This window comes from Streptomyces sp. NBC_00289, assembly GCF_041435115.1.
Classification (GTDB): Bacteria; Actinomycetota; Actinomycetes; order Streptomycetales; family Streptomycetaceae; genus Streptomyces.
The window spans coordinates 4,868,436-4,887,857 of sequence record NZ_CP108046.1; the positions used below are offsets into that span (position 1 = coordinate 4,868,436).

A 19,422-nucleotide genomic window follows, 5' to 3' on the forward strand; every position below is an offset into this window, starting at 1 on the left:
TCCCGTGGCGCGCTGATGTTCGAGAGGCGGCTGTGATCCTCCCCTGGGCAGGCGATCAGACCCCGGTCAGCTCCACCTGGATCTCGACCTCCACCGGCGCGTCCAGCGGCAGCACGGCCACACCCACGGCGCTCCGGGCGTGCACGCCCTTGTCGCCGAGGACCTCGCCCAGCAGCTCGCTCGCACCGTTCACCACGCCCGGCTGGCCCGTGAAGTCCGCAGCCGAGGCGACGAAGCCGACGACCTTCACCACGCGCGCGATGCGGTCCAGGTCGCCGGTCACCGACTTGACGGCGGCCAGGGCGTTCAGCGCGCACCTACGCGCGAGCTCCTTGGCCTCCTCCGCTGTGACCTCCGCGCCCACCTTGCCGGTGACCGGGAGCTTGCCCTCGACCATCGGCAGCTGGCCGGACGTGTACACGTACACGCCCGACTGGACGGCCGGCTGGTAAGCGGCGAGCGGCGGCACGACCGTCGGCAGGGTCAGGCCGATTTCGGCCAGCTTCGCCTCGACCGCGCTCACGCCTTCTCCCGCTTCAGGTAGGCCACGAGCTGCTCGGGGTTGTTCGGCCCGGGCACGACCTGGACGAGCTCCCAGCCGTCCTCGCCCCAGGTGTCCAGAATCTGCTTCGTGGCATGGACGAGCAGCGGCACGGTTGCGTATTCCCACTTGGTCATGCGGCCGACTTTAGCCGCTGCCCAGGGCCGCCAGGACGGCCGACCACAGCCACGTTGTCCACAGCCTCCCGCGTAGCACGGACGCGGACTGGTTAGGCTCGAAGACGTGAGCAGGCTCCAGGTCGTCAGCGGCAAGGGCGGGACCGGAAAGACGACGGTCGCCGCCGCCCTCGCGCTGGCCCTGGCCACCGAGGGGAAGCGGACGCTTCTCGTCGAGGTCGAGGGTCGGCAGGGCATCGCGCAGCTCTTCGAAGCGGAGGCGCTGCCTTATGAGGAGCGGAAGATCGCCGTCGCTCCCGGGGGCGGGGAGGTGTACGCCCTCGCCATAGACGCCGAACTGGCCCTTCTGGACTACCTCCAGATGTTCTACAAGCTGGGAAGCGCCGGACGGGCCCTGAAGAAACTCGGCGCGATCGACTTCGCCACCACCGTCGCGCCCGGGATCAGAGACGTACTCCTCACGGGCAAGGCGTGCGAGGCGGTCCGCAGAAAAGACAAGGCAGGACGTTTCACCTACGACTACGTCATCATGGACGCGCCGCCCACCGGGCGCATCACCCGCTTCCTCAACGTCAACGACGAGGTCGCCGGGCTCGCGAAGATCGGGCCGATACACAATCAGGCGCAGGCCGTGATGCGCGTGCTGAAGTCGCCGCAGACGGCCGTCCACCTGGTGACACTCCTCGAGGAGATGCCCGTCCAGGAGACCGTGGACGGGATCGCCGAGCTGCGCTCCGCGCGGCTGCCGGTCGGGCGGGTCATCGTGAACATGGTGCGGCCACAGGTGTTGGACGCCACCGATCTGGAACTCGTACGGAGTGTGCCGCGCACCGCCGTCGCCAAGTCGCTGTCCGCCGCCGGGCTGGGCGGGGCGCGGCGGGGCGGGCACGCCGAGAAACTGGTGGCCCCGCTCCTCCGGCAGGCCGAGGAGTACGCCGAGCGGTACGAGCTCGAACACGAGCAGCGGGCCGTCCTCGGCGAACTGGGCCTGCCGCTCAACGAACTGCCGCTGCTCACCGAGGGCATGGACCTGGCCGGCCTGTACGAACTGGCCGGCGAGCTGCGGAACCAGGGCCTGGCATGAGCTCGTTCACCTGTCGGAGGCAGGAACCGGCCCGCGCCGGAACAGCGGCCGCGGGCCGGGCCGCGTGTCCCGGACCACGGCCCGCGACGCGGACCGGACCCGGCACGCGCGTCGCGGGCGGGAACCGTCGCGCACGGCACCTCCGGTCGACGCCAGGGCGCCGCAAGTCGACGCCGCCCGTCATGAACCGCAGCACGAGTCGGAAGCATCGGAAGCAGGGGATGTCATGAGCCGTCCGGAACCGGCCCGCGCGCACGACCCCGCGGCCCGCCGCCTCTCCCCCGCGCGCGTGCTCGACCTCGATCCGCTGATCGACGACCCGAAGACCCGCATCGTCGTGTGCTGCGGCTCGGGCGGGGTCGGCAAGACCACCACCGCGGCGGCGCTGGGGCTGCGCGCCGCCGAGCGGGGCCGCAAGGTGGTGGTCCTCACCATCGACCCGGCCCGTCGGCTCGCCCAGTCGATGGGCATCGACTCGCTGGACAACGTGCCCCGCCGGGTGAAGGGCCTCGACGACTCCGCGACCGGCGAACTGCACGCCATGATGCTCGACATGAAGCGGACCTTCGACGAGATCGTCGAGGCGCACGCCGACCCTGAGCGGGCCGCCACGATCCTGAACAACCCCTTCTACCAGTCGCTCTCCGCGGGGTTCGCCGGCACGCAGGAGTACATGGCGATGGAGAAGCTGGGGCAGTTGCGCGCCCGGGACGAGTGGGACCTGATCGTCGTGGACACGCCGCCGTCCCGCTCGGCGCTGGACTTCCTGGACGCCCCGAAGCGGCTCGGATCCTTCCTGGACGGGCGGCTGATCCGGCTGCTGACGGCCCCGGCGAAGCTGGGGGGGCGAGCCGGGATGAAGTTCCTGAACGTCGGGATGTCGATGATGACCGGCACCCTCGGCAAACTGCTCGGCGGGCAGCTCCTCAAGGACGTCCAGACGTTCGTGGCCGCGATGGACACCACCTTCGGCGGGTTCCGCACACGCGCGGACGCCACGTACAAGCTGCTTCAGGCGCCGGGGACGGCGTTTCTGGTCGTCGCGGCGCCTGAGCGGGACGCGCTGCGCGAGGCGGCGTACTTCGTGCAGCGGCTGGCCGCCGAGGACATGCCGTTCGCCGGTCTGGTACTCAACCGGGTGCACGGCAGCGAGGCCGCCCAACTGTCGGCCGAGCGGGCGCTGGCCGCCGCGGAGACCCTTGACCTCGTCGAACCCGCCGCTGCGGAAAATCTTGAAGAGCCCGGCATTGTGGATCAGGACGGCGGGAAAGCTGGACTTCGTAACTCTCCCGACACGTACGGCAGTTCAGAACCGCCCGCACCCGATCGGGCACCCGAGCCGTCGCCCGGTCCAACGCCCGATCCAGCACCCGATCCAGGCTCCCCCGCCCAGCTCACCGCAGGCCTGCTGAGGCTGCATGCCGAGCGCATGCGGCTGCTCTCCCGCGAGCAGCGCACACGTGACCGCTTCAGCGCGCTCCACCCCGAGGTGGCCGTGGCCGAAGTGGCCGCGCTGCCCGGCGATGTGCACGACCTCGCGGGACTGCGGGACATCGGCGACCGGCTCGCGGCCGGGCGGCCGGAGCTGCCCGAGCCCGCCGGAAGCTGAACCGAGGGGGCGCCCGCCCCCTCAGCTGACCGCCGCGTAGTTCTCGTACACCTCGTCGTCGTCGAGGGGCAGGATGCCGGCCCCCCGCTCGTATTCCGTTCGCGCGGTCTCAAGGAGTCGGCGCCACGAAGTCACAGTGGGCCGCCTGCGCAGCAGTGCGCGGCGCTCCCGCTCCGTCATGCCTCCCCACACGCCGAACTCGACGCGGTTGTCGAGCGCATCAGCCAGGCATTCGGTGCGTACCGGACATCCGGTGCACACTGCCTTGGCCCTGTTCTGCGCTGCTCCTTGCACGAACAGTTCATCTGGATCGGTAGTGCGGCAGGCCGCCTGCGCACTCCAGTCGGTTACCCAGCCCATACCGGCGCCGTCCTCTCCCGAATCGAGGCTCCCCCACGGCGGCAGCGGCATATTCACCGCCGCCAGTTGAGGACGTTACGGAAGGCGGGCACAGCGCAACACCCCCTTCGGGCCCAATCTTGAATGGCCCGAACGGACTATGGGTAAGCGGCAGATCACCCGGGGGAGTGAGCTGGCGACATACGTGACCTTCCCGACAAACCGGGATAGTTATGTTGAGTCACAACGGGCGCCAGGTGACACACGAGGCGGATTCGGACACGCCACCCCCAAAAAAGTTGGGGAACTTCCGGAACGATTCGGGGTCGCCGGACGTATTGATACGTGGACCTACTGCTGTGACAGTTGAGAGCAGCTTAGGCCAAGGCATATACGCGTGTCCGGCGAATGAGAACGTAGGCTGCCCCCATGCCAAAGAAGCGCTCGGGCGGTGGTCTGTCCACCACGCAGCAGGCCGCCAAGTTCCTCGGTGTCAGTGTGCTCGCGGGAGCCGTGATGGCCGGCATCGCGTTGCCCGCGGCCGGCGCACTGGGCCTCGCGGCCAAGGGGTCGGTCGAGGGCTTCGACGAGATCCCGGCCAATCTGAAGAGCCCGCCACTGAGCCAGCGGACCACGATCCTCGACAGCAAGGGCCACCAGATCGCCACGGTCTACTCACGCGACCGCACGGTGGTGGGGCTCAAGGACATGTCGCCGTTCATACAGAAGGCGATCGTCGCGATCGAGGACGCGCGCTTCTACCAGCACGGCGCGATCGACCTGAAGGGCGTCCTGCGCGCCCTCAACAAGAACGCGCAGAGCGGCGGGGTGTCCCAGGGCGCGTCCACGCTCACCCAGCAGTTGGTCAAGAACGTCTTCGTGGAGGAGGCCGGCGACGACCCGACGAAGGTCGCCCAGGCCACCCAGCAGACCCTCGGCCGCAAGATCAAGGAACTGAAGTACGCGATCCAGGTCGAAGAGGAACTGGGCAAGAAGAAGATCCTCGAGAACTACCTGAACATCACGTTCTTCGGCGAGCAGGCCTACGGAGTCGAGGCCGCCGCCGAGCGCTACTTCTCCAAGCACGCCAAGGACCTGAACCTGCAGGAGTCGGCGCTGCTCGCCGGCATCGTGCAGTCCCCGAGCCGCTACGACCCGGTCAACGACGAGGCCGAGGCGACCAAGCGGCGCAACACCGTCCTGGACCGGATGGCCGAGGTCGGCGACGTCTCCCGGGCGGACGCCGACAGGGCCAAGAAGGCCCCGCTCGGCCTCAAGGTCAGCCAGCCCAAGAACGGCTGCATCACGGCCGTCAACGGCGCCAGTTTCTTCTGCAAGTACGTCGAGAAGGTCTTCCTCAGCGACCCGGTCTTCGGCAAGACCAAGGAAGCCCGCGCCAAGGTCTGGAACCGGGGCGGCCTGACGATCCGTACGACCCTGGACCCGCAGGCGCAGGAATCGGTGCAGGCCTCGCTCAAGGACCACGTCTACAAGTCCGACTCGGTCGCCGCCGCCGCCACCCTGGTGGAGCCGGGCACCGGCAAGATCGTCGGAATGGGCCAGTCGAAGCCGTACGGCTACGGCAAGAACGAGACCGAGTACAACTACTCGGTCGACGCGGCCATGGGCGGCTCCAACTTCGGCTTCCCGACGGGTTCGACGTTCAAGCCCTTCGTGGCCGCGGCCGCGCTGGAGCAGGGCCGGCCGGCCACGCAGCAGTACTCGTCGCCGTACGAGATGGAGTACCCGAGCCCCGTACAGACCTGCGAGAACAAGCCGTGGACCAACCAGGGCGCGCAGAAGGTCTCGAACGAGAGCGAGTCGGAGGTCGGGCCGTACCCGCTGAAGGAGGCGATGGCCAAGTCGGTCAACACCTACTTCGTGCAGATGATCTCCGACATCGGCCTGTGCCCCGTGGTCAACATGACCGACAAGTTGCAGGTCAGGCAGGGCAACGGCACCAAGCTGCCGGAGCGGCCCGCCATCGCGCTCGGCTCGGTGGGCCTGTCACCGCTGACGATGGCGAGCGCGTACGCCGCCTTCGCCTCCCGCGGTATGTACTGCACGCCGATCGCCATCGAGTCGATCACGCAGAAGCTCGCCGACGAGCAGAAGTCGCTCGAGGTGCCGAAGTCGACGTGCTCGCGGGCGATGAGTGAGAAGACCGCGGACACCGTCAACACCCTGCTGCGCGGAGTGATCGACTCCGGTACGGGTCAGCAGGCCGGCCTCACCGACCGCGAGAGCGCCGGCAAGACCGGTACGACGGACGAGCGCAAGAACGCCTGGTTCGTCGGCTACACCCCGAACATGTCGGGCGCCGTCTGGGTCGGCAGTGCCACCCAGAAGGTCCAGATGAGGCAGATCAACATCGGCGGCGTCTACCACGAACTCGTCTACGGCGGTCAGGTCCCGGGCCCGATCTGGAAGGACGCCATGGCCGGCGCCCTCTCGGGCAAGAACGCCGAGTCCTTCAACCTCGTCAACATCCCGGACCCGCAGAAGGACAAGGACAAGGACAAGGACGACGACGACAGCGACGACGGGAACGGAAACGGCAACGGGGACGGGAACAACGGCGACAACAACGGTGGCACCAACGGCGACACCTTCCCGAACCCGACCATCTCCATCCCGGACAACTTCTTCCAGGGGCAGGGCAACGGGGGGAACGGGAACGGGGGGCGCGGCTGAGGCGGCGGGCCCGGGGTTCGTTCGCCTACCCGGCCTGCGGCTCCGCTGGTCTGCTAGCGGCTAACGGCTAGCAGCTTGGTGCGCCGTTCCGCCGTTCCCTCAGCCGCTGGTCTGGCCGTTCCGCCGGTCCGAGCAAGGTAAAGACGAAGGGCGCCTTTCCCGTCGTACGACGGAAAAGGCGCCCTTGTCGTCCTCGGGTCAGCCGGCCAGGAGCTTCTTGACCACCGCGGCGACGCGGCCGCCCTCGGCCTGACCGGCGACCTTCGGGTTCACGATCTTCATGACCGCGCCCATGGCCCGCGGGCCCTCGGCCCCGGCAGCCTTCGCCTCCTCGACGGCCTGGCCGACGATCCGGTTCAGCTCCTCGTCGCTGAGCTGCTGGGGCAGGTACGCGGCGAGCAGCTGGCCCTCCGCCTTCTCCCGCTCGGCCGACTCGGGACGACCACCCTGAGCAAAGGCGTCCGCGGCCTCGCGACGCTTCTTCGCCTCCTTGGTGATCACCTTGAGGACCTCGTCGTCGGAGAGCACGCGCTTCTCCTTGCCCGCGACCTCCTCCTTCGTGATCGCGGCGAGGGTCAGCCGGAGCGTCGAGGAGCGGAGCTCGTCGCGCTCCTTGATCGCGGCGTTGAGGTCTGCCTGCAGCTTCGACTTGAGCGTGGTCATGGGTTTGATTGTCGCAGGTGTCGAGCGCCCTACGCCCGTGCATTTCACGGACGGTGGGCACGAGGCACCGAAAGGGTCTGACACGATGGGCGCATGCGCGCGCGATACGGAGTACCCCTGGGAATCGCGGCGGCTGGCGCCGCCGGGCTGGTCTACGCGGCGGGCTTCGAGGTCCGCTCCTTCCGCCTCCGGCGAGTGACGGTGCCCGTCCTCCCCGCCGGCATGCGTCCCCTGCGCGTGCTGCAGGTCTCCGACATCCACATGGTGGGCGGCCAGCGCAAGAAGCAGCGCTGGCTGCGCTCGCTGGCCGGGCTGCGTCCCGACTTCGTGATCAACACGGGCGACAACCTGTCCGACCCGGAGGGCGTCCCGGAGGTCCTGGACGCACTGGGCCCCCTGATGGAGTTCCCGGGGGCGTACGTCTTCGGCTCCAACGACTACTACGGCCCCAAGATGCGCAACCCCGCCCGCTACCTGCTGGAGCGGGCCAGCGGAAGCCACGGCCTCAACGGAAACGCGCCGGCAGTCAACGTCCTCCACAACCCGTGGGAGGACCTGCGCGAAGGCTTCGACGGCGCCGGCTGGCTGAACCTGACGAACACACGGGGGACGCTGAAGATCGAGGGCATGTCGCTGGAGCTGACCGGCCTGGACGACCCGCACATCAAGCGGGACCGGTACCAGCGGGTGGCCGGCGGCCCGTCGGACTCGGCCGACTTCTCGATGGGCGTGGTGCACGCCCCGTACCTGCGGGTGCTGGACGCCTTCACGGCGGACGACTATCCCCTGATCCTGGCCGGCCACACGCACGGCGGCCAGTTGTGCATCCCCTTCTACGGCGCCCTGGTCACCAACTGCGACCTGGACCCGGACCGCGTCAAGGGCCTCTCGACGCACACGGCGGAGGACCGCACGGCGTACCTGCACGTGTCGGCGGGCTGCGGAACGAGCAGGTACACACCGGTCCGGTTCGCATGCCCCCCGGAGGCGACGCTGCTGACGCTGGTGAGCCGGGAGCAGTGAGCAGAGGGGCTGGGGGGAGCTAGAGAGGCGCCGGGGGGCGTTTCGGGCACGGGGGGCGCCTTCGGGCGCGGAGGGCACCTCGGGGTGCGGAGGGCAGAGGGCACCTCGGGGCGCGGAGGGCACCTCGGGGCGCGGAGGGCAGAGGGCACCTCGGGCACGGAGGGCGCCTCGGGGCGCGGGGGCACGGGGCGCGGACGGGTCAGTGGAGGCCTGCCAGGGGTAACCCGCTCAGCCCGCCCGTATCGCCCCTTTTGCCGGTCTTGCTTAGCGTTGATGGCATGACCGCCCCGATACCCAGGGACATCCCGGACCTTCCCGCGCTCCCGGGCATGCCCGCACTGCTGCCGTCATCCGTCCCCGCCTCGGCCGTGGTGGCGCCCGTCCGCCGTCCCCTGGTCGCCGTCTACCGCCTGGTGGTCGCCCTGACGGCGGCCGCCGGCGTGACGATCGACCTGCTGTTGGGCAGCCCCGTGCGGGTCCTGAGCCACTTCGCGATCCAGAGCAACATTCTTCTGGCCCTGGTCTTCCTCTTTTCGGCCCGCCGAGCCTGGACGGCCCGCCGCCCCCTGCCGTCACTCGTGACCGGCGCCACGCTGCTCTACATCGCGATCACCGGCCTGGTCTACCACCTGCTCCTGGCAGATGCTGCGAGCCCGTTCTCCCTGATCGGCGGCACCACGGAGCCGGCGGGCCGGCAGGCGATCGCCAACCAGATCCTCCATACGGTGATCCCGATCGCGGCGGTACTGGACTGGCTGCTCCTGACCGCCCCCGGCCGCCTGCACCTGCGCCAGGCCTCGACGTGGCTGGTCTACCCCATGGCCTACCTGGCGTTCTCCCTCGTCCGCGGCGAGCTGATCCTGCCCGGCACCAACGGCCGTTACCTCTACCCGTTCCTGGACGTCGACCACCACGGCTACAAGAGCGTCCTGGCCAACGCGCTCCTCCTCGGGCTCTCCTTCTACGCCCTCGCCCTCCTCCTCGTAGCCCTCGACCACGTCCGCCCGAACCCCACCCGCCACCGCGGGAAAACCGGATTTCGTCTCCAGCCACCGGTGGGCTAAAGTAAACGACGTCGCCGCGACGAGCAGCGACAATCGGGGTGTAGCGCAGCTTGGCAGCGCGCTTCGTTCGGGACGAAGAGGTCGTGGGTTCAAATCCCGCCACCCCGACAGTGAAGTACCAGGTCAGGACCACATACCGTTTTTGGGATGTGGTCCTGACTCGTTCCATAGGGTCCCTGGGGAGTGAGCGGGGAGTGGATCAAGGAAATCGACTCCCCGGATGTCACGCCTGCCGCGCTCTCAGCAGCACATCGAGCGCGCGCACCGGTGACCGCGGGTGCATGGCAGACCGTGCCGCCAACGCTTCCTCCCACTGCTCGGTCAGTTCCTCCATGAGCCGGTTTCTCATCCGCGCCGTGATGTGCGAGTAGCGGGCTTGCACTGAGCCGTCCTCGTGTCCCATGCGTTCATCCATGAGTTTGGGTGGGATCCCGAGTTCCTCCATGACTGTCTTGTGGGAGTGCCTCAGCCCGTGCGGAGTGAGACCTCGCGCGATCGGCAGCCAACATGCGTCGGCGCGGCCCGAGGCATTCCGGCCCCGCGCTGGCAACCCTGGCCACGGGTGCGCCATCACCGGTACGGGGCGCGCCTCCTGCGGGGCCTTCTTCGGATACCACCCCGTGACGGCCGGATGGAACAGCCAGGTGGCGAAGCCAGTGCGACGCCAGTGCGCAGCCGTCTCTCCCGACTGGCCGGCACGGACGTAGCCGAGTTCCGCGATGGCTGTCTCCACCCTGATCCGGGTCTGTTCCGCGACCGTGCCCGGCCGGTTCAGCACGTTCGAGACCGTTGCCGCGGAGACATCGGCACGGCGGGCGACATCGACCAGCTTTGCTCCTACGTGGCGGACAGCCCCGTTGGCGGGACCGTGGCCACGGAACACGTAAGTCTGTTCGTGGCACGGGCAGGGTGCCGACTCGGTCCGGGCGATATGGCTTGCCACCAACCCAGACAGCCACTTCGGCGTGTCGATGGTCCGGTAAGAGTCGTCCTTGGGCGGGCAGCGCTCGAACTTCCCCGAGTCGAGTTCGTAGAGCTGCCACTCCACCCGCACCGAGGTGGGGCGCACGAACTTGCGTTCCAGGCCGACGACTTCGCCCCATCGCATGCCCGTGTAGCCCTTCAGCATTACGGCTACGAATTCGTCGTCACGGCCAGACAGCAGCGCAGCCCGCTCGGCTGTCAGCAGGATCCCGAGAGCGTCGGTCACTACCTTCTCGGGGCCGCGGTTCCGGGAGCGGCCGGCGCGCTTACCTCGGCCGCGCCGCTTGGTTGCCGGGTTGGAGTCGCAAAGTCCTTCATCCATGGCATCGGCGAGGATGAGGTGCAAGGTACCGTGCCAGGTCTTCACACTGGACGGGGCGTAGAGCTTCCGCTCCTTCTTCTCCCAGGCACCGACGTCCGTGGGCTGGATGTCGGCGATGGCCTTGTCCTCGAAGGCCGGGAGGAGGTGCTCCTCGATGTGCCGCTTGTAGTTCTGCATAGTAGAAGCGGCCAACTCCTGCGCCGCGTACCAGCGGTTCACGTACTGGCCGAAGGTTTCCTTCCCGGCTTTCGGGTCGCGATAGCCAACCTCTCGGACCTTGGCCTCCGCATCGTTCGCTGCCTTCGCGGCCTCGCGCTTGGTGGCGAATCGGAGCGTGACACCGTTGGCGTCTACGACGGTGCGGAGCACACCGGGTGCAATCCAGTATCGGCCTCGGTAGTAGTCGACGCGCTTCTCGCCGTAGCCCATGGTCACCTCTCGCAACAAGCGAGGGGTGGAGGCCGCGGCCTCCACCCCTCATGATCGGCTCTTCTTTACGCGGCGTTCCGTGTGCGACGCGGGCGGCGTGCACTGAGACTCACCACTGGCCCTGCCTTCTGCGTTGTGGCGCGGCGCCGGGGTGCTGTGTCGACCTCGGTGGCGTTTGCCGGGTTGGGCCGTTCCTCAAGGATGTGGAAGATCTCTCGGACGTGATCGCTGGTGAAGCGGTAACCGCCACCGCTCCTCAGGAAAGGGATGCGCCGTCGGCGGACTTGTTCCTTCACCCACCACTCCGAGCACCCCAGTGATGTCGCTACCTCCGCAGCCGAATAGCTCGGGGGAAGTCCACTCTCCTTCGACACCTTCGTGACTCCTCGTCTTGGCCTTCTGGGGATCCGCAACATCCGCCACGCCGCAACATTGCTGGTCAGCGGCTTGAATCTGTGGCGGATGCCGTTTCTGTTGCGGATAGGTCCCGCCGCGCGGGGCGGCGCGGCGGGACCTGCGGGTATGGCTGGTCAGCCGGCGATGCGGAGTTGGCGTGTGTCGGTTTCCGCGGACATGTGGCGGCTCTCAGAAGGGGCATCCGCCACAGATTCACCCCCGTTGACCTGCGATGTTGCGGACGTTGCGGATGTTGCGGATTCTCCGGGGGGAGGGGGGCAGTAGCGGGCCCAGGCGTCGGAGAGGTCCTCCGCGTAGTAGCCCTTCGGGGTGCCGCTGCCCACCCGGATGCCGCGGGGCTTGATGGGGGTGTTGTCGGGTCGCACGTACTGGCTCAGCAGCCTGGAGAGGGTGCGCGCGGTGAGGGGCTTGATGCTCTGCCCGTCCTCGCTCATGTCGGCCCACGGCGCGTCATCGAGCCCTAGAAGGACTTCGAGGATGGCCGCGGTCGGCATGCGGTCGGCACCGCAGTAGACCTTGTCGCGCAGGTCCGTCAGCAGGCGCACCCCGAGGGATGCCTCACCGCCCTGCGCTGCGGCCTTGATGAGCGCGATGCAGGCGGCGCGTGCTCGCTCGGGCCAGTGCCCGCCGGCAGCGTCCGCCACCGCCAGCAGCGGCTCCCAGACGTCGGCCGGCCGGTCCGTGACGCCCTCGGGCATGTCCGGCCAGGCGTTGGCGATCTGGTCGTGCAGGGGGGTGGCCCAGTCCGCGAGCCGGTCTCGCAGGATGTGGCCTTGCTTCTCGTGGACGCGGCGCCGGTAGGGCTCGCACTTCTCGTTGGGTGCCTTCTTGCGCATGCGGATGATGACCGACCTGGTCAGGATCGTGTCCGGCAGCGAGCCGAGTCCCGCCATGGCGACCGCGCAGAACGAAGGCAGGAAGGCGGCCTTCTGGTCAGATCCGTCGCCGATGCAGCGCAGGGACTTGGCCCCGCGCCGGTAGCCGGAGTTGAGGAACCCGCGGACTTCCTCGTTCCCGCCCGCTTTGGGCCCGAACACGGTGTCGATCTCGTCAAACAGGAGAGTCGGGGTGCCCTCATCTGCGGAGACGAGCCGGAACAGGGCGTTGGCGGAGGCGTTGACGGTGGTCGCGGAGCGTGGCGTGAGGGTCTCGATGATCTCCAGTGCCCGTGACTTCCCCGAGCCCGGTTCGGGGCTGAGGAAGGCGATCCGGGCTGTTCCATCGAGCGCGTCCATCAGGTGGGCGTGTGCGTCCCACAGGGTGACGGCGACGTAGGCGTGTTCGGTGGGGAAGACGTTGAAGCGGCGGTGGAAGGCTTCCACCTCGTCCAGCAGCGCGGCCCCGTCGATGATCTCGGTCATGCGGCGGCCCTCCTTTCGGGCAAGGTCACGGACTCTCCCGTGCAGACGGACTTGTGAGCCGCGTAGTCGTCCGCGAGCGCGGCCACGTTCGGGGCTCCGGTGGCGGTGCCGGTCTGTCCGCACGCGCATGCGTAGGCGGCGTTCGGACTGTCGCCGGGGCGTGTGGACCAGCGGGCCCCGTCCCAGTGGTGGCGGTAGAGCGGTGGGGCGTAGATGCGGATGCCGGGCCGCTCCGGGGCCGGGTCGGGGGTGGTGTGGCGGGCCTGGTCGCTGCGGAACTTCTCAGGACGAACAGCAGTGGGGACGCCCTTGCGGGCGGCGCCTTTCGGCTCGCCTGCGGCCGACGTGTCCACAGTCTGTGGAGCGGCTGACGCCGGGCGGGGGCCGTTGAGGCTCTTAGTAGGTGGGGGGCTGGTCATGCGGCCCTCCCACCAGGCGTGTTGTGAGCGATGGACCAGTCCAGACCACGGGTGATGACGTCGTCGTAGTAGCGCTGGGACTGTGTCGCGTTGCCCGCTGCCGCCCTACTAAGAGCCTCCTGAACCTCCCCGCGGTCCAGGTCGCCGGACGCGATCAGCCGCCCCAGAGCGCGTGCGGCCCGCAGCAAAACAGCGTTGCGGGTGCCGTCCGCGGCGGTGGCCACGTTGCCGACCTCGCCCCGCAGTGCCGCCGCGGCGTACCCGCTCGCACGGGTCGTCACGGCGACCGTGCTGCCATGGACCGGCCGGGGACGGGGCTTGAGCGCGTCGTGCAGCCAGTCCGGCAGCACGACGGGCTCACGGTCGTCTAAAACCTCGTAGGCGCCGTCTGGGGTGGTGCTGCCGGGGGCGACGACGTATCCGCCCCATCCCCGGGTGTCGATCTTCTTTGCGAGCCGTCCGGCAGTGGAGTGCAGCGCGGCGCCGGGAGGTTGGGTGAAGTACAGATGCTCGCCGCCGCGTGCGGTCCGCACCCGGTAGGTAGCGGGTGCTTCCTGCCCGGCGCGCTCGCAGAGCGCTGCAAAGGAAGTCGCGCCGTCAGGCGTTCCTTTCGGATCTTGTGGCTTGAGCGTGTCCAGGTCGACTACCAACAGCCCGGACGGACCGGTGGCGATGCCGAGGTTGTAGGGCTGTTGCGTCCACGCCGCAACGAGCAGGTCTTTGTCCCTGGTGGCGCGCTGCTCGGGTGTCTTGTGCCCGTCCGCGCAGCGTCCGGTAGCGAGGCAGTATCGCTCCGCGTGGCCGGCGGGCCGTTTGTCGTGGGGCCGTAAGGGGATGACGTGCCAACCGCGTTGGGCGGCCTGCGTCGCACGCGCCAGGAGTCTCAACCCGATCTGGTCCGTGCCCGGCAGCGTGCTCACGCCGCGGCCTCCATCTCGAGTACGGGCACGGCGGCGAGGAACGCGCGGCCGATCCATGCGGTGTACGCGGGCGGGAGTGCTTCGCGCAGGCGGAGGTGGTGGGTGGACCAGTCGATGCCCTTGGCGGCGCGGATCTCGTCCACGGTGGCCTTACCGCCACCCTTGCCGTAGGCGGCGACGTAGGGGCCCTCGCGGTATTCGCCGTGGCGGTAGCCGCGGTGACGGGGGTGGGCCGGTTGCGTGGTGCTCCAGCCTCCGAGTTCGAAGTAGCGGTGCATCAGCACCCCGAGGCCGAACTGTTCCCCGCACAGGCGAATGTCTTTGCGGACCTCGGAGCCGGGCACGTTCTCCATCACGTACGGCCGGCCCGTGGCCTCCAGTGCGGACCTGGTCGGCGCGATGAGGCGGGGGTAGATGCGGCCGATCGCAGCGTTGCGCGCCTTGTTGGTGCCCTTGGTCGGTGCGCCCTCGCCCTGGCAGGGGGGCGAGGCGTGGATGAAGTCGTATTCGTGGCCGTGGGCGCGGATGTACTCGATCGCGTCCGCCTGGTGGAAGGCGTCACCGCAGTAGTCCGGCTGCGTCTCGTGGTCGACGCCGGTGATGTGGCAGTTGCCGAACGCGCGCCGGTAGCCCTTGGCGGCGCCGCCGATGCAGCAGTACGCGTCGAGCACGCGGACAGGTTCGAGCAGAGCGAGCAGTCGCCCGAGGTCGGGTCGATGGGTCATGCTGGGAGACCTCCACAGGTCAGTTCGTGGCAGGTGGACAAGGGCGGCCCCAGTTCTTTGGCGAGATGCGGGGGCCGCCCTTGGCGTAGCTAGGCGCCCTTGTTGCGGGCGAGTTTGAGGGTGATGCCGCCGACGCCGATGGGTCCGGCGGCGCCGGCGATGACGGTGAAGGTGTGGGCCGCGGCGTCGAGCAGGAAGCACAGGGCAGCGACCAGTCCCCAACCGCCGAGGACGGCAGCCCCGGCGATCGCGAACGGGACGACGATCCGACGCAGCGTGATGGCGTTCTCGTTGGTCGCCGGGGCCACGATGACGACCGGCTGACCGGTGGCCTGCGCGCGGTTCCAGACGTCGACGGGTATGTGCGGGGCGATGATCCCGGGCGGGTGATTGGGGTCCATGGCGGGCTCCCTCGGGGTGTGCCGCGGGCCCGCACCGAAGGTGGTGCGGGCCCGTGTGGCGGGTGGGTTTGCTTGTCGCGTTGCTTGTCGTCTTCCTTGTCGTGCGGCTTGTCGCTTGTCTTGTCTTGTCGCTTGTCTTGTCGCTTGTCGCCTCCCAGGTCACAAGCCGTATCCGCGCCCCACAGGCCCGCTGCACGGCTTCTCTTCGGGTAGGGGCGACAAGCGACAAGGTCAGCTCTCGGGAGGCGTTTGGGGGGCGTTGTCGCGGTGGACGTAGCGGGCTTTGGTGCCCTCCCCGACGCGGACGGCGGTGCCGTCCTTGGACCAGTCCTGGAGCCAGCGAACGACCGTCTGCCGGGTGGTGCCGTACTCATCGGTGAGCGCGCGGGCGATCGCGGAGGCTCCGGTGCCCTCGGTTCCGGAGGCGCGCAGCAGGGCGAGCGCGGCCCGCTGGGCGGGACTGTCCTGCTCGGGCTCCCGGTTGAGTGCGGACAGGTTCAGCCCGCCCGGCGCGGGAGGTTCGGCTGCCGTCGCGGTCGGTTCTGGTGCGGTGCCGAACTGGGCGTCGATCTCCGCCCGGAAGCGGCGCAGCATCTCGTCTTCCTGCGAAGCCTCCGGCCCCTCGGGGCGCAGGGCGGACAGGTTCAGCCCCGACCCGTCCGCGGACGACTCGCTGCCAGCGCTGGTGTCGGGGGTGAGGTCGCGCATCCATGCGGTGCGGTCGGCGTCCCAGCGGCGCGCGTAGGCGGGCCCGGCCGCTTTGGCGGACACGTCGTCCAACCGCGGATGCCGTTCGGAGGTCGCGGCGGTGATCTCCCGGATCTGGTTGGGGAGGATGCGCCACGCCTTGAACAGCGCGGCCGGTGACTCCGGGGTGCCCATGAACCCTGCGCCCTGGTAGGGGGCTTGGTCGACGCGCAGTCCGCGCCGGCCGGGGAACATCTTGCCCAGGTCCATGCCCTCGGTCTCTCCGCCGGTGAGGGCGACGCGCACCTTGCCCTCACGGCGGATCATCAAATTCCCGAGCACGCTGCCGGTGGCTCCGAGGGCGGTCAGGACGGTGCGCAGGCCCATGGCGCGCAGCATGCGGATGACTTCCAGGATCTTCTTGGCGAGTTCCTTCATCTGCCGGTCGGTGCTGACCAGGATCTCCGCGCCCTCATCGATGACCAGCATGATCTGCGGAATCTTCGCGCTGATCGGCAGCAGATCGGTGTTCGCCCTGGACAGCACGTCCTGGTACGCCTTCTTGCGGTGCAGCCCGATCGCGAGGGCCGCATCGAGCATGGTGAGGGCTTCCTCGTAGGTGCCGGCGAGCCAGTCGATACCGGGCCGGACCGGCTTGCCATTTCCCTGCTCCAGCTCCCCGTTCAGGGCGGGCAGCACCCAGGGCAGGCCGGCTGATCCTGCGTTGAGGTCGATCACCCAGGTGAGGACGTCCTCGGCGCGGGCGAAGCCGGCGAGGATCGTGTGGACCATGTTCGTCTTGCCCGACCCGGTCGGGCCCACGACCAGGGCGCACTGCTCGCGCAGGTAGGCGGGCACCAACTCTCCGTTGGTGCGCAGCCCCCACGGAATCCCGGTGAGCACGGACAAGGGCCCGTAGTCGGTGGGGTAGGGGCAGTCGTCTGCAAGGACGTTGACGGTGGTCACGTCCAGGATGGTGCGGCCCTGATGGATGCCGGGCCCGGCGGTGGCGGTGCAGCCGTGCGGCAGCTTCGCATCCGCCGACAGGGCTACGGAGTGCTGGGCGATGCGGTCGTAGGTGATGCCGCCCTGCGGTTCGAGATCTAGGGAGTAGCCGGCCCCCGTCTCCCACTTCTCCACTCCGAGGACGCGCACGGTGATGTGGCAGATCCGCTGAATGCGTTCGATCCACTCCGCGGCGATCGCCCGCCGCTCCGCCGACAACTCCCGCGCGATCACCCGCTGCTCCGCGGCGATGGCTTCTTCTTCGCGGGCTTCTTCGTAGAGGGCGACGGAGCGGGCGGTGGCGCCGATGCCGACGCCGATGGTGGCCAGGGAGCCGAGGGCGGCCCAGGTGAGCGGCCCGTGGGTCATGGCCCACGTGGTCCAGCCGGCACCGACCAGCCAGGACGCGGCGCGGGTGGCGAGGGTGCGGCCGGCGTTGCGCACCCGCAGGCCGGCGACGGTGTGTCCCAGGGCGCCCGCGGCGCCGACGGCGAGTGCCCAGCCGGGGGGCATGGAGGTTGCGGCGCCGGTGGTGGCGACGGCGAAGGCTCCGGTGGTGGCGGACAGGGCGCCGGTCACGGGTCCGTGACCGGCACTCCAGTCCAGCACCGGGCCACTGCCCTGCTGTTTGGCGGTGGTGGTGGTCATCTCAGACGTTCCAGCCCTTCTCTGCCTCGGGGCCGTTGCGGGGGTCTTCGTGTCGGGCGATGTCCTGCGCGTGGACCTGCCGGAACAGTGGGCCCATGTCCTCCGCGACGGCGACGGCGCTCATCAGGGCGCCGAAGATGTCGTTGAAGGCGTCCGCGACCTCCTTTTCCAGCGGAAACTCCGAGTCGGAGCGTTCCGCGAGGATCTTCATCACGTTCGCCACCGAGGTGAGGGCGGCGGGCAGTCCCTCGACCATGGCGAGGATCTCCATGGCGTTGTCGGGGTCGTAGGCGTTGGCGGCCTGCTCCATCTCGGAAGCGGCCTCTTCGAACTGGAAGCCGGACACGTTCTCTCCTTCACTCACAGAGGTGTTCGTGCTGGTCGGGACTCGTTCGGCGGGGCGCTTCACGTCACCGGCGATGCCGCTGCTGCCGTCGGTGGCGGCCTCGGCATCCGCTGCCGTCTCCTTGTCGTGCAGCTCCTCGCGGATCGCGTCGTCGCGGAGGGTGCGCTGCTCGCGGGCCGCCCCGCCGATCCGCCGGTACAGGCGCCGGCCGGGGTGGATGAGCCAGGGCAGGTTCAACTTGCGGCCGATCGGGCTGGTGATCAGCCCGAGCAGACCCAGCGGCAGCGCGAGCAGCGCGGCGAGCAGGCGCCGGCCCTGGAAGCGGGCCGCCGACCTGCGCAACGCCTGCCGGGCCGCCTTGCGGGCGGGTGCCTTGCGGACCGCGCCGCGCTGCGCGTCGACCGTGACGCCGGCCTTCCGGTCCCGACGCGCACGGTTCTTGCTGATCGCCGCATCCCGCCCCGCGCGGGCCTTGCGGGCGGCGCCTGCGAGCATCCGCCCGGCCACACCGGACTTGTGTCCGGCACGGGCGGTCAGGCCCGCACCGCTGCCGGCTGCTTTGGCGTTGCGGCGGGCATCCGCGACCGCGCGGCGAGCCGCGGTGGTCTGCGCCCGCTGACTACCGCGCGGGCCGGCCGCAGCCTGCTGGGCGGCGCGCAGTGCCTTGACCTGCCCGACCCGGCTCGCCGCTTTACCCGCGGCGCCGGCCGCGTGCTTGGACGCGCCGTGACCGGCCTTGCCGTGAGTCTTGGCGCCGGTGGCGGTGCTGGCGTGCCGGGCGGTCGGGCCTGCGTTACGGCGGTGCTGGCCCGGCAGCCGGCCGGAGCCCGCGCCGCCGCGGCCGGAGCGGGAACCGTGCGAGCGACCCCCGGCTCCGGTCCTGCTCGCGCCGCCGCGGTGCAGGCCCGCGCTCCGTGCCGCGGCACGTCCAGCGGTTTGGGCCGCGGCGCGTCGGGTGTCACGGCGTTTGCTGGGGGTGCGGGAGCGGGCAGCCGCGACGGTGCCGATGACCACGGCCCCGGTCGCGGCGATCATGGCGGCGATGGGTCCGCCCGCCAATGATGCGGCGGCGACCATGCCGACGGTGCTGTTCGTGCCGGTCAAGGCGAGCGGGACGATCGGCCAGCCGCCGGGGGTGTGGTCGACCTCCTTCACGTGCTGCGCTGTGCTGGCTGGCGGTTCCGGCGGGGGCGGTGGTGTGACCGCCGCAGCATCAAGGGCTACCGGCTCGGTCGTGAGGTCCGTCATGCTGAGAGCACTCCTTTGGGGAGTCAAAGGGCCCGACCGTGTCGCTTGGCAAGGTGGACGGTCGGGCCCGGCAAGTGGTGTTCGGGCGGGTCAGAGCCGGTTGGGCTCCATCGAGAAGAAGCCCACCGAGGCACCGGACAGATTCGGGTCCTGAGCGGTGACGGACTGGTAGATCAGCCGGTACATGTCCCGTCGGCTGCTGCCGGGCGGCGGGGTGCAGGTGCCTTCCTGCGTCATCGAAAACCGGCCCGGCTTCTCCAGGGTCAGGACGAAGAAATGCGTGTCCTCGGCTGGCGGGGCGGCGGGTGCGGTGGGCTGCGGCGTGGTGCTCACGAGTCCTCCCGGACGTCGAAGAG

18 protein-coding genes and 1 tRNA gene are annotated in these 19,422 nt (G+C 69.5%); 6 read left to right on the plus strand and 13 right to left on the minus strand.

From position 1 onward, the window contains the following. Window positions 1-55: 55 nt before the first annotated feature. Entirely contained in the window at window positions 56-523 is a 468-nt protein-coding gene (locus tag OG985_RS22035; RefSeq protein WP_371670056.1) for a RidA family protein, read from the minus strand. Then, window positions 520-678: a DUF4177 domain-containing protein gene (locus tag OG985_RS22040; protein ID WP_003967454.1), complete on the minus strand. Its 159-nt coding sequence runs from the start codon at window positions 676-678 to the stop codon at window positions 520-522. Before OG985_RS22040 ends, OG985_RS22035 begins: the two co-directional genes overlap by 4 nt. Window positions 679-784: 106 nt before the next feature. On the opposite strand from OG985_RS22040, the gene OG985_RS22045 reads away from it, so the two are divergent. After that, a complete protein-coding gene (locus tag OG985_RS22045) occupies window positions 785-1,762 on the plus strand; it encodes an ArsA-related P-loop ATPase (RefSeq protein ID WP_371670057.1) in 978 nt (325 codons plus the stop codon). A gap of 226 nt (window positions 1,763-1,988) precedes the next feature. Further along, a complete protein-coding gene (locus tag OG985_RS22050) occupies window positions 1,989-3,371 on the plus strand; it encodes an ArsA-related P-loop ATPase (protein WP_371670058.1) in 1,383 nt (460 codons plus the stop codon). A gap of 21 nt (window positions 3,372-3,392) precedes the next feature. Here the strand turns inward: OG985_RS22050 and wblA are convergent, their stop codons facing one another. Further along, a complete protein-coding gene (wblA, locus tag OG985_RS22055; RefSeq protein ID WP_067033339.1) occupies window positions 3,393-3,731 on the minus strand; it encodes a transcriptional regulator WblA in 339 nt (112 codons plus the stop codon). A 408-nt stretch (window positions 3,732-4,139) separates the two neighbouring features. Between wblA and OG985_RS22060 the strand changes: the two genes are divergently transcribed. Continuing rightward, window positions 4,140-6,404: a transglycosylase domain-containing protein gene (locus OG985_RS22060; protein ID WP_371670059.1), complete on the plus strand. Its 2,265-nt coding sequence runs from the start codon at window positions 4,140-4,142 to the stop codon at window positions 6,402-6,404. Between the two features lie 198 nt (window positions 6,405-6,602). Here the strand turns inward: OG985_RS22060 and OG985_RS22065 are convergent, their stop codons facing one another. After that, window positions 6,603-7,067: a GatB/YqeY domain-containing protein gene (locus tag OG985_RS22065; RefSeq protein WP_371670060.1), complete on the minus strand. Its 465-nt coding sequence runs from the start codon at window positions 7,065-7,067 to the stop codon at window positions 6,603-6,605. Between the two features lie 93 nt (window positions 7,068-7,160). On the opposite strand from OG985_RS22065, the gene OG985_RS22070 reads away from it, so the two are divergent. The 3 genes from OG985_RS22070 (at window position 7,161) to OG985_RS22080 (ending at window position 9,262) form a co-directional block, all read left to right on the plus strand. Continuing rightward, the gene (locus tag OG985_RS22070) at window positions 7,161-8,090 is read left to right on the plus strand and encodes a metallophosphoesterase (RefSeq protein WP_371670061.1); all 930 of its coding nucleotides are present in this window, start codon (window positions 7,161-7,163) and stop codon (window positions 8,088-8,090) included. A gap of 278 nt (window positions 8,091-8,368) precedes the next feature. Continuing rightward, the gene (locus OG985_RS22075) at window positions 8,369-9,154 is read left to right on the plus strand and encodes a Pr6Pr family membrane protein (protein WP_371670062.1); all 786 of its coding nucleotides are present in this window, start codon (window positions 8,369-8,371) and stop codon (window positions 9,152-9,154) included. 34 nt (window positions 9,155-9,188) lie between these two features. Then, window positions 9,189-9,262 (plus strand) — tRNA-Pro (locus tag OG985_RS22080). 115 nt (window positions 9,263-9,377) lie between these two features. Here the strand turns inward: OG985_RS22080 and OG985_RS22085 are convergent. From OG985_RS22085 to OG985_RS22125, 9 genes are all read right to left on the minus strand, one after another. Beyond that, on the minus strand, window positions 9,378-10,889 hold the full coding sequence (locus tag OG985_RS22085; protein WP_371670063.1) for a LacI family DNA-binding transcriptional regulator: 1,512 nt from the start codon (window positions 10,887-10,889) through the stop codon (window positions 9,378-9,380). Between the two features lie 530 nt (window positions 10,890-11,419). Then, window positions 11,420-12,667 carry a DUF3631 domain-containing protein gene (locus tag OG985_RS22090; RefSeq protein WP_371670064.1) on the minus strand — a complete coding sequence of 416 codons (1,248 nt, stop codon included), beginning with the start codon at window positions 12,665-12,667 and terminating at the stop codon, window positions 11,420-11,422. Then, a complete protein-coding gene (locus OG985_RS22095; protein ID WP_371670065.1) occupies window positions 12,664-13,086 on the minus strand; it encodes a hypothetical protein in 423 nt (140 codons plus the stop codon). The genes OG985_RS22090 and OG985_RS22095 overlap by 4 nt, the downstream gene beginning before the upstream one ends. Continuing rightward, window positions 13,083-14,006, minus strand: coding sequence for a bifunctional DNA primase/polymerase (locus OG985_RS22100; protein WP_371670066.1), 924 nt, complete (start codon window positions 14,004-14,006; stop codon window positions 13,083-13,085). Before OG985_RS22100 ends, OG985_RS22095 begins: the two co-directional genes overlap by 4 nt. After that, the gene (locus OG985_RS22105; protein ID WP_371670067.1) at window positions 14,003-14,731 is read right to left on the minus strand and encodes a DNA methylase; all 729 of its coding nucleotides are present in this window, start codon (window positions 14,729-14,731) and stop codon (window positions 14,003-14,005) included. The genes OG985_RS22100 and OG985_RS22105 overlap by 4 nt, the downstream gene beginning before the upstream one ends. A gap of 89 nt (window positions 14,732-14,820) precedes the next feature. Next, window positions 14,821-15,132, minus strand: a complete 312-nt coding sequence (locus OG985_RS22110; RefSeq protein WP_371670068.1) for a hypothetical protein — start codon at window positions 15,130-15,132, stop codon at window positions 14,821-14,823. A gap of 231 nt (window positions 15,133-15,363) precedes the next feature. Next, the gene (locus OG985_RS22115) at window positions 15,364-17,472 is read right to left on the minus strand and encodes a hypothetical protein (protein WP_371670069.1); all 2,109 of its coding nucleotides are present in this window, start codon (window positions 17,470-17,472) and stop codon (window positions 15,364-15,366) included. A 1-nt stretch (window position 17,473) separates the two neighbouring features. Further along, window positions 17,474-19,066, minus strand: coding sequence for a hypothetical protein (locus OG985_RS22120; RefSeq protein ID WP_371670070.1), 1,593 nt, complete (start codon window positions 19,064-19,066; stop codon window positions 17,474-17,476). Between the two features lie 90 nt (window positions 19,067-19,156). Next, window positions 19,157-19,399 carry a hypothetical protein gene (locus OG985_RS22125; RefSeq protein WP_371670071.1) on the minus strand — a complete coding sequence of 81 codons (243 nt, stop codon included), beginning with the start codon at window positions 19,397-19,399 and terminating at the stop codon, window positions 19,157-19,159. Between the last annotated feature and the right edge of the window lie 23 nt (window positions 19,400-19,422).